6 protein-coding genes, 1 tRNA gene and 4 pseudogenes are annotated in these 10,359 nt (G+C 64.8%); 8 read left to right on the forward strand and 3 right to left on the reverse strand.

Features of this window, described 5'->3' with window-relative positions; genetic code table 11:
- Positions 1-123: 123 nt before the first annotated feature.
- Positions 124-738, reverse strand: a complete 615-nt coding sequence (locus E0504_RS46275; protein WP_071065230.1) for a dihydrofolate reductase family protein — start codon at positions 736-738, stop codon at positions 124-126.
- A 415-nt stretch (positions 739-1,153) separates the two neighbouring features.
- Between E0504_RS46275 and E0504_RS46280 the strand changes: the two genes are divergently transcribed.
- The 4 genes and pseudogenes from E0504_RS46280 to E0504_RS53090 all read left to right on the forward strand — a co-directional run.
- A tRNA-Leu gene (locus tag E0504_RS46280) sits at positions 1,154-1,238 on the forward strand.
- Positions 1,239-1,598: 360 nt separating this feature from the next.
- A pseudogene (locus tag E0504_RS54755) lies at positions 1,599-2,665 on the forward strand (integrase core domain-containing protein).
- 126 nt (positions 2,666-2,791) lie between these two features.
- Positions 2,792-3,661 carry an MBL fold metallo-hydrolase gene (locus E0504_RS46295; RefSeq protein ID WP_235013829.1) on the forward strand — a complete coding sequence of 290 codons (870 nt, stop codon included), beginning with the start codon at positions 2,792-2,794 and terminating at the stop codon, positions 3,659-3,661.
- A 233-nt stretch (positions 3,662-3,894) separates the two neighbouring features.
- Positions 3,895-4,224, forward strand: a pseudogene (locus E0504_RS53090) (integrase core domain-containing protein); the annotation flags it as partial.
- Between the two features lie 237 nt (positions 4,225-4,461).
- On the opposite strand, the gene E0504_RS46305 reads toward E0504_RS53090, so the two are convergent.
- Positions 4,462-5,148, reverse strand: coding sequence for a TetR/AcrR family transcriptional regulator (locus tag E0504_RS46305; protein WP_112104793.1), 687 nt, complete (start codon positions 5,146-5,148; stop codon positions 4,462-4,464).
- A gap of 1,158 nt (positions 5,149-6,306) precedes the next feature.
- On the opposite strand from E0504_RS46305, the gene E0504_RS46315 reads away from it, so the two are divergent.
- From E0504_RS46315 to E0504_RS53095, 4 genes and pseudogenes are all read left to right on the forward strand, one after another.
- Entirely contained in the window at positions 6,307-7,506 is a 1,200-nt protein-coding gene (locus tag E0504_RS46315; protein ID WP_207974710.1) for a sialidase family protein, read from the forward strand.
- Between the two features lie 186 nt (positions 7,507-7,692).
- Positions 7,693-8,727 carry a zinc-binding dehydrogenase gene (locus tag E0504_RS46320; protein WP_112104791.1) on the forward strand — a complete coding sequence of 345 codons (1,035 nt, stop codon included), beginning with the start codon at positions 7,693-7,695 and terminating at the stop codon, positions 8,725-8,727.
- A gap of 131 nt (positions 8,728-8,858) precedes the next feature.
- Positions 8,859-9,287, forward strand: coding sequence for a VOC family protein (locus tag E0504_RS46325; RefSeq protein ID WP_112104790.1), 429 nt, complete (start codon positions 8,859-8,861; stop codon positions 9,285-9,287).
- A 217-nt stretch (positions 9,288-9,504) separates the two neighbouring features.
- Positions 9,505-9,948, forward strand: a pseudogene (locus E0504_RS53095) (transposase); the annotation flags it as partial.
- A gap of 36 nt (positions 9,949-9,984) precedes the next feature.
- Here E0504_RS53095 and E0504_RS46335 read toward each other — a convergent pair.
- Positions 9,985-10,338, reverse strand: a pseudogene (locus tag E0504_RS46335) (IS701 family transposase); the annotation flags it as partial.
- Between the last annotated feature and the right edge of the window lie 21 nt (positions 10,339-10,359).

Genomic DNA, 10,359 nt, shown 5'->3' on the forward strand with positions numbered 1-10,359 from the left:
ACTCTTTTCAGACACCCTCTAGTACTGGATTCCAGTCCTCGCGTACTGCTCGGCCTCACACCGCGTTTACTGCGGCGGGCGCCGTCCTGTTTCAGGAACCGACCCCACACCCTGGCCGCGCGGCTACTTCCCTGCGGGCACCTGGTCCTTGACCTGGTCGTAGCCGACCTTGATGGGCGCATCGGCCGGCGAGTAGATCATGCGGATCACGCCCGTCGGGAACGCCTCCGTCGCCGTCACCTTCAGGTGGTACGGCGTGTCGCCGTCGTCGAACAACCGGCGGCCCTTGCGTGCCGCCACCGGGTGCACCAGCAGGCGGAGCTCGTCGACCAGCCCCGCGGCGAGCAGTTGCCGTACCACGGAGATCGAGCCGGGGATCAGGATGCCCCTGATGCCAGCATCAGCCTTGAGCGCGGTGACGGCCTCGACGACGTCGCCCTCGACCAGCTCGCAGTTGCGCCAGGAGAACTCGAGCGGCTGACGCGAGACAATCACCTTGCGCACGTCCCCGAGCTGCTTGGCGAACGGCGCGTCCTCGCCGCCCGCTGCCTCGCGGGCTGGCCATGCCCCGGCGAAGCTGTCATAGGTCACGCGGCCGATGAGCAGCACGTCGGAGGTGTCATAGTCCTCGGCGACGGCGCGACCCATGTTCTCGTCGAAGTACGGGAAGTGCCAGTCAGGGTTGATCTCAGCCACGCCGTCGGCCGAGATGAACAGCGTGGAGATGACCTTTGCCATGGCGGTGGTCCCTTCGAGTCAGGTGGTGTCTCGGTAGGTAGACCGGCGCGGCAGCCAAATCTCATCGGCCGGCCACGGATCAGCCGGGCCGGTTCACCTATATCTCGGCCCACACGCTGATGCTGAGCGGGCGGATCCGCCCCGGCCCTCCGCGAGCGCACTGTGTCGATCGGGGACAGTCCCGGCACGCGAAGGGGCGTGGAACGCCCTGCCTGAAGCGGATCGGCCGGTCGTCGGATGGCGAGTGGCCGGCCACCGGTGGCGGATGGGAGGCCGGCTGGTGGCGGAGGCCGGAGGCCGCGCCGGGGAGCCTCGGTCAGTGCTTGATCGACCGGTGGTCGGGCGTAGCGTCAGTCGCCGTCGCGACCGTGTAGAGTCACCTCTGGTGCGGGCGAGCAGCCCAGAACCACCACTCGTCCGGGTGGCGGAATGGTAGACGCGCTAGCTTGAGGTGCTAGTGCCCTTTGCGGGGCGTGGGGGTTCAAGTCCCCCCTCGGACACGATCCATTACCCCACGGTAGCGTGGGCCGATTCTTACGGTGGCCTCCACGATGCCCGTCTTGGGCTGGTAGGTCAGGCGCAGGCCCAGTTGCCGGTAGACCTCCGCCTTGTCTGTGGGGTCAGCCTCGATCAAAGTGGCCACTATGTCGCCTAGCGCGTCGACCATGGCGGCGATTTCTTCTCGAGTCATCCTTGCTTCGGCACTTGTAGGTGCCCGAAACTCGTCCGCAGGACCTGACCAGGGCTTCTGTCTCACCCAATGATCGATAGGCCTTCCCCCCGGAGGCGATCGGACACCTGTACCCCTACCGACTACAAGCGCTCTTGACCGGGACACCACCACGTGGATGATCCTGGCCATGGCGGTTCGGCTGATCTATCTCGTCTTCTGTCGGCTGGTGGGCTGGCTGGGGTTGGTGGCTCGCAGCTCGGCGGCGAAGGACGCCGAGATCCTCGTGCTCCGCCACGAACTCGCCGTGCTACGCCGCCAAGTCGCCCGGCCCCGGTTCTGCTGGGCCGACCGCGCCATCCTGGCCGGGCTGACACGGCTGCTCCCGCGGGCGTCCCGGTCGATCCTGTTAGTGCGACCAGAGACGATTCTGCGCTGGCACCGCCAGCTGGTCCGCCGCCGCTGGACCCGACCGCACCGGCCACCCGGCCGACCCTCCACCTCCGCGGAGATCCGCCAACTGATCCTCCGCCTCGCCGATGAGAACCCCCACTGGGGCTACCGCCGCATCCACGGCGAACTCGTCCGACTCGGCTACTCGGTCGGGGCCAGTACCGTCTGGACGATCCTGCGCTCCGCCCACGTCGATCCCGCACCCCGCCGCTCCGGCCCCACCTGGCGACAGTTCCTGCACACCCAAGCCCACGCCATCCTCGCGTGTGACTTCTTCACCGTCGACACCATCCTGCTGAGCAAGCTGCACGTCCTGTTCTTCATCGAACTGGACTCCCGCCGGGTGCACCTCGCCGGGGTCACCCGCCACCCCACCGGCGACTGGGTCACCCAGCAAGCCCGCAATCTGCTCATGACCACAGGCGAGCGGGCGGAACGGTTCCGGGTCCTCATCCGTGACCGCGATACAAAGTTCAGCGCCGCCTTCGACACGTCTTCACCACCGACAACATCAATATTGTGCGGACGCCCACGCGGACTCCGGTCGCGAACGCTTTCGCGGAACGCTGGGTCGGCACCGTCCGCCGCGAGTGCCTCGACCACCTCCTCATCCTCGGCGAACGACACCTCACCACTGTCCTCACCGACTACGTCGATCACTACAACCAGCACCGCCCCCACCGGTCACTCCAGCAACAGGCACCGCTCAGCACCGGCGCCGACCCACCGCCCGAACCCGGCACCTCGGTCGTCCGACATGATCGGCTCGGCGGGCTCATCCACGAATACCGGCAGGCCGCATGACCCGAACCCAGTTTCCGGCACCCACAGGCCTCGGCCGGTTCGGCCGCGCGTATTCCAATTCGACTGCTCCATTGATAGCCTGGCGATATGTCTACACTCAGATTGGGTGGCGCTCTCGTCGATCGAGTGGAAGAGCAGTCGCTTCCAGTTTCACTCGACCTTCTTACCAACGACAGAGCGCTCATCTCCCGTCGAATTACCCAGCTGCCCGACGGATTTCTGGACAGGAAATCTATGACTTTCCAGTTCTCGAGCCATAGCTGGGTCGTGAGGGTTGACGGCCTTACCGTGCTCATCGATCCTTGTACCGGCAACGGTCGCAAGGGAAGAGGGCCCTATTTTGACGACCTGAAAATTCCGTATCTGGACCGGCTAGCCCGGACCGGTGTGTCAACCGATACAGTCGACGTCGTTTTCTGCACCCACCTTCATCACGATCACTGTGGCTGGAACACGAGGCAGGTTGACGGGGCATGGGTACCGACATTCCCCAACGCGGCCTACATGTTCGTTGACCAGGAGTACCGGCGGTGGGACACCGCGAATCCGGTCCGACATCCCAACGACTTCAACCCCGACGTCTTTGACGAGTGTGTACGGCCGATCGTCGACGCGGGTCTGGCTCAGATCGTCTCCGTACCCTACAAGGTCTCACCGAGCCTGAGCGTCGAGCTTGCGGCGGGCCACACGGTCGGACACGCGGTGCTACGCCTTGCTTCCGATGGCGTGCGGGCATACTTCAGCGGGGATGCGTTCCACCATCCGATCCAGCTGACTCGACCGGAGCTTCACCTGCCCGGGTGCGATGATCTGGCGACCGCGATCGCCACCCGACGGGGACTGGCACAGCGGGCGCTCGACGAGGGCGCGTTCCTGTTCCCGGCGCACTTCCCCGCACCACACTACGGCCGCCTCGCCCGCGACAGACACGAGGTGTACTTTGTGCCCGGCGGCGCCCCATACACCGATGACGAACAGGCCTCAGCCAGAACTTAGAAGATTGAGTGATGTAGACCGCGACATAGTAGAAGACACCCTGGGAAGTCGAACGACAGCGACGCTCGCACGGCTACCTCCCTGACGCTGACGGGTCTGTTGCGTTCTGGGAAGGTGCGGCGTGCCGGCACCCGCACGGGTCCGATCGTCAGACGGCGAGTGCGAGCTCGACAAGGGCAGCGGACAACAGTCTGCGCGGGTCGGCATCGACGGAGAGTTCGTAGTGGCCGCGGCAGTTCACCGCGTCGTTCGACGCGGTCCTCGCCGATGCCGGTATCAACGCGGTCAAGATCCCACGCCGAACCCCCGGGCAAACGCCTACGCGGAACGGTCCGTCCAGACGGTCCGGACCGAGGTCACCGACCGTACGCTGATCTTCGGCGAACGGCACCTGCGCACGGTCCTGGCCGAGTACGCGGCCCACTGCAACGGACAACGACCTAACCGCGGCCGCGACCTTCAACCACCACGACCCGACCACCCCGTCGCCGACCTGACCCAGGAACGTCAAACGCCAGCCCATCCTCGGCGGCCTGATCAACGAATATGAGCGGGTCGCTTAACGGCGCAGCTCAGGACCGGTAGCACAATTCTGGCACGCACACGTAACGGCGCCTGACGACCCCCCACTGGCGATCACATCATCCGTAACAGGTCAGCTCACAGGCCGAGACCCGGATTTTGGAGCCCCACAGGCGAAAAACGCCACGAAATGCGAGAGTATTCACTTACCTGGGTGCTGAGGTGTAGGCGTACTGCAGATTTCGTATCCGGTCGATATTCTGGTCAATTAACGGGCTCTACATCCCCCTGGTCCGCTGTGGCGTCGATTCGACGCCGCCCGTTAGGAAGTCCGCAAGGTCGTCGAGAAGTTCATGGAAAGGCGCGGGTAGCTCACCGGCCTGCATTGCCGTTTGATAACGAGACAATGTATGCACCGTGGTGGTCATAACGATCATCCAACGTTCGTCTAGGACGGATTTTCGATGTTCGGGCAGGAGTCGATGTAGCAGGCTCATGAAGGTATTTACAGTGCTGGCGGAGACCGAACCTTCGAGGCCTATGTATCCTCCATATTCAATTATGTACCGTGACAAGAAAGCTAAGTAGTAGTTACCATCCTCCAGATGGCTGGCAAGGGACAGTATGAATCCCTTGACCAGATCGCGGACCTGTGGAGGCTCGCCTTTGGCGATCAGGTCTGCGAGTATTTCGGCCCGGACTCGCTCGCTCACGGAGGCGCGATAGGAGATGATCGCCTTGAGTAGGCTCTCGCGGTCACCGAAGTGATACTGGACGGCGGCGTTGTTCTTTTGTCCTGCGGCCAGGCCTATATCGCGCAGAGGGACAGCCGCGATGCCACGTTCCGCGAATAGCTGTTCAGCTCGCTCCAAGATGATTTGACGCGTTGTCATGCCTTTGGAGTTGAGCCGGTCCCGACCTCCTGGCCGCGCTCCATCCGAGACATCATTCTGGCGTGGTGGCATACAAAAATCTTACACTACGGCAAAATAGTATTGTCACGTTCGTATTAAACTAATCTGATTAGAATCAAGTGAGAATCCGTTTGGCGTGGCGACGCCACCGTCTTACGTCGCCCCCTGGTTCGCGAGGCTACTCGACCGGGTGCCAGCGGCTGACGCTGGTGACTTTGATGCCTCCGGCCCTCCTCGGGATCATCGAATTTTTAAGCACATGTTTTTAAAAAGTGTTGACAGGATAACCTAGTAAGGCTAAGATTCTCTTCCGTAAGAAGGGTGTACCTGAGTGATGTTTCGTGGTGTGTGAGGAGCAGATCAACGGCGCGGTATGCGCTGGCGGTCTGCCAGGAAGCTGTCATGCTACGACGGAATCTCACCAGAGGGGGCGGATGGGCGGGTGTGTCGGGCCTGATGCCTCAGAGCGCTCCGGTGCAGGTCCAAGCACTGACGAAAGGTCGGCCATGTTTCGTAAGGGGAGATTAGTGCCACTGCTATTGTGTGCAGCGAAGCGTTCCTGTTGGGGGCGTGTGGCGGCGCAACCCGGGGCGCGGGGTGCCTCTGGCTGAGCCGGTCGCTGGAGGGTGCGGACGGATCCTCCGCCCCGGGATCGACGCTTCCTGGTACCGGTCGCCATGGCACCGCCTACGCTCTCCGGTTCGTGTGGACTGGCTTGCCTGGGGGCTACCGACGCCGCGCTCGGCATAGGAACGGAGGGTCGGCCGATGGCCACGCTCCGGACCATTCGACCGTCGTCGATCGCATGGAAAACCGCCAGATACAGCGAACCCACGCGGGCCTGACCGAACTCGGTTGACTTCATCGAGTGAGTTCTCATCGTGCGGTCGTCTGGACACGCCGCTGTGTCCCATCACGACCACCCGGGTCTCACGGTTTTTCTTCATAGCAGACTCCGACGGGACCCCCATCTAACTACAGGAGTTCGGCGGCGCGAGGAGCCGACTCGCCGAGCTCTTCGGACCGCCAGCAGATAGCTGACGGAACCCTGCGGCAAGGACAGAAAGGAAGACCGTGACGTTGTTACCGGGTCGATCCAGGGCGATAGTGTGCGGAATCGCACTATCCGCGGTGGCCGTTTTATCCGGCACCTCTGCCGCCCAGGCGGAGCCAGGAAAACCCGACCGGGAAAAAATCCTCGAGATCAACATGACCAACACCCCGGATTTCAAGGAGGGACAGCCGGCAGTCGCCATCAACCCGAAGAACCCCAAGAACCTGGTCTTCACCTCGACTATCTTCCTTCCGCATCCGGGTCTCTATCCCACCGGGGAGTGCTTCCTCGCCCACTCCCAGGACCAGGGCCAAACCTGGACGCGGGTGCCCTGGCCCCTCGGCGACCGACCTCAGTGCGGCGAACCGAACGTGGCCGTCGACGCCAAGGGAACCTTCTACATCCTCAACAACCAGGTCGGCCCTGACTCCACGGCCAATGAGACGAACAGCGTCGTGGTCTCCCGGTCGCTCGACGGCGGTCGGACGTGGTCCGGTCCGGTGAAGACGCCGCTCGTGCTCAGCGGCGCGCCCAAGCTCCGCGTGGACGCCGCGACCGGCAAGGTCTACGCGGTGGGCGGCCTCGAATGGCAGTACCCGAGCGCGGTGTCCGTCAGCGCGGACCGTGGTCAGACCTGGGGCCCGTCCAGGGTGATTCCCGGTCCCCGACCCTGTGTCGTGGTGTCTCCGCAGCGTCCGCCCGCCTGCGGCTACCCGGGTCGTCAGCTCGCCGTCCACGACGGAATCCTGGTCTCCGCGAGCCAGGAGAGCGTAGTGACGCTGCATGTCAGCCGCGACGATGGGCAGACCTGGACGGACCTCCCAGTGACCGACGGCAAGGGGACTCCGGTCCCGGCAGGAAGTGGACCGCTCCTGCCGGTCCCGCAGCAGCGAGGTGCTGCCGACCCCATCCCCTGGGTATCGGCCGACCCCTCACAGTCCGGGCGATTCGCCGTCATGGTCCCCAGGGAGGCCAACCTTGAGGTATACGTCACCAAGGATGCCGGTAAGACCTGGACCGGACCGGCCGTGATCGCAGCCCCAGATGCCCAGCGGCCGTGGATGGACTTCGGCCCGAAGGGGTATCTGGGCGTGATGTGGAGGACAACCGCGGTCGACGCGTTCTCCGTCGTCTCCTTCGATCACGGACGATCGTTCAGCGCCCCGGTGAAGGTGAACCGCGAAACCGCGCCGGCCGCGCACGCCGGACCTCCCGGTGACCGCTGGTCCTGGATCGCCCTGGACGACAAGTACGCCTACGTCACCTGGTCTGACGGCCGAGACAACGACCTGACCGAACTGGACGCGATCTTCAGTCGGGTTCCGCTCAGTCTTTACCGCAAGCCTGGACGCTGAGCCGACGCTCTGCGAGAGCCGGCCGGGTCGACCTGCGAGGTCGGGGTCGACCCGGCTGCCCGGACGGCGAGGATTGATCCCAGCGCGACGAGGGTCATCAGCTCTGCGGCACTATCACCGGGGGAGGGGCCCCGGCTCCCCGGCGCGGCGAAGAGAGCCGAGAAGCTGTTTAAGGAGGTCCCTGAGATGAGCCGTGCCATCGTGTTCAACGGCGACGAGACCTGGGAGGAACGCGACCTCCCCGTCCCCGACCCCCAGCCCGGCGGCGCCGTCCTGCGCGTCGAGGCCACCGGCCTGTGCCACAGCGACATCGACCACTTCCGCGGCCATGTCCACACCTCCTGGGGCGGTGCCTTCCCCTCCATCGCCGGCCACGAGATCGTCGGCCGCATCGAGAAGATCGACACAGCCACCGCTCACGAGTGGGGTGCCACCGAAGGCGACCGGGTCGCCGTGCGCGAACTCCTCGTCACCCCACAGGGCTACCGGATCTACGGGCACGACTTCTCCGTCGACGAGGGTTCCGGCCTGCACGGCGGGTTCGCCGAACACCTCGAGCTCCTCCCCGGTTCCCAGGTCTACCGCCTGCGCGAGGACCTCCCCGCCGAACAGCTCACCGTCTTCGAACCGCTGAGCTGCGCGGTCACCTGGGTCGCCCCCGTCCGTCAGGACGACGTCGTCCTCATCGAGGGGCCCGGCCACATGGGTATGGCCACCATCGTCGCCGCCCGCGCAGCCGGAGCATCCACCGTCATCGTGACCGGAACAGCCAAGGACCGGTTCCGCCTCGACTGGGCACTGCGCGTCGGCGCCGACCACACCATCGACGTCGACACCGAGGACCCGGTGGGACGGGTCCGCGAACTCACCGACGGCCGGATGGCCGACGTCGTCATCGACGCCGCCGCCGGCAACCCCGTCACCGTCAACCTCGCCATGGACCTCGTCCACAAGGGCGGCCACGTCGTCATCGCCGGGATGAAGGACCGCCCCCTCGAAGGCTTCCACAGCGACTGGATCCCCACCCGACGGATCACCCTGCACCCCGGCGCCGGCCTCGACACCGAGGGCGCCGTCGACCTCATCAACGCCGGCAAGGTACCTACCGCCGACCTGCTCGGCGACACCTTCCCCCTCGAACGCTTCGAGGACGCCTTCGCCCTCCTGACCCGCAAGGTCCCCGGCCGTGACTCGATCAGGATCGCGCTGCGGCTCAGTTGAGACGTCGACGTGACGGGAGGACCGAAACTGATGCACTGGCCGACAGGTCGTCTCGGGTGGTTCGAGTCGGAGCGCGGCGCGGCCGGTTCAGACCGAGGCCGCGTGACACGACTCCGCGGGGTTTCGTCCCGATGAAGATCCGATGCTTCTCGCACGTCGGGATGACAGTGACCGATCTCGATCGCTCGGTGGCCTTCTACACGGAGGCGCTTGGTTTTCAGGTGTACTTCGAGGCCCGCGGCGACACCTGGGGACGGGTCGGGCTCGGGGTCGACTCGATGATGCTCGAGCTGTTCAGCCCCCATCCGACCGGACAGCCCCTGGAACCGGTCGACATGCTCTACCCGGCGCCCTACGGCCGACCGAAGATAGCCCTGACCGTGGCCGACGTCGACGCCGCCCACGACGAGCTGGTCGACCGGAACATTCCTGTCATCGGGCCGGTCAGCGCCACCGGGAAGTCAAGACTGATCTTCGTTCTCGACCCGGACGGCACTCTGATCCAACTGCACCAGTTCGAGGACGGACAAGAACGCGTGACGGACCTCTTCAGACACTGACACCGACACGCCTCCGTCGGGTTCGGAACACCGGTAGTCGGACACTCCCCGTCGCCCGGACGGGATGGCACCGCGCAGATCCCGCGCGGAGCGGAGAGCTTTCCCGACCAACGCCAGCCGAGGAGAACGGTTGATGTTACAGACCACCGTCACCCCTGTTGGACTCTGTTGCCCTATTGCTGGGCGCTGAGGCCCTCACACCTCGCGAGTGGTGATCATGGAGGATGGTGCGGAGCGGCTGGCCCTGACCCTGGTCGCGGGAGGAGTCGGTCGATGTCGATGCAGCCACGTCCGTTGGCCGCAGGTTCCTGAACAGACCGCGGCGGTGGCCTGTGCGGCGTTCCCGAAAGGCACACTGGCAATCCGTGTTCGCGATGAGCTGCCCGAGTTGTTTACTGATGAGCAGTTCCTCGCGGCGTTCGGCGTGCGCGGTAGACCAGGCATCTCACCGGGGCAGTTGGCGCCGGTCACGGTGTTGCAGTTCGCAGAGAACCTCACCGACCGGCAGGCGGCCGACGCGGTACGGGCGCGGATCGACTGGAAATACGCCCTCGGTCTGGATCTGACCGACGCAGGGTTTGATCACACGGTGTTGACCGGGTTCCGGCAGCGGCTCATCGACCATGGTCTGGAAGAGAAGGTACTGGACCTGCTGCTGGCCCGGCTATCCGAGTTAGTACTACAGCCCCAGTTATCTCTATGTAGCTGCCGCCGGTGTGGCGGTTACTTGAGCGGCGCGGATCCGGGTCTGGAAGTGGTAATGGCGGGCGCGTGCCTGGTGGCTGCGACGCCAGTCCGACCACCAGGTGATCACGGCCGATGGGATGGCGGCCTGTCCGAAAAGGGCAATGACGTGACGGATCTCGTTGAGGGTGAGTGGGGCCATCATGGCTCTATCCGGTTCCGGCTGCTCGGCGATCGGGAGGCCGCCGGGAAGGCGCTGGTATCCCACCGCGGTCGTCGCTGGTGGGACGGCCGGCGGGTTTTGTTCGCGGTTTCTCAGCGCGGTGACAGCGAGCCAGGCGTGGGCGAGCATCGCCAGGGTGATGTGCCCAATGGCCATGCTTTAAGT

This window comes from Parafrankia sp. BMG5.11, from assembly GCF_004337455.1.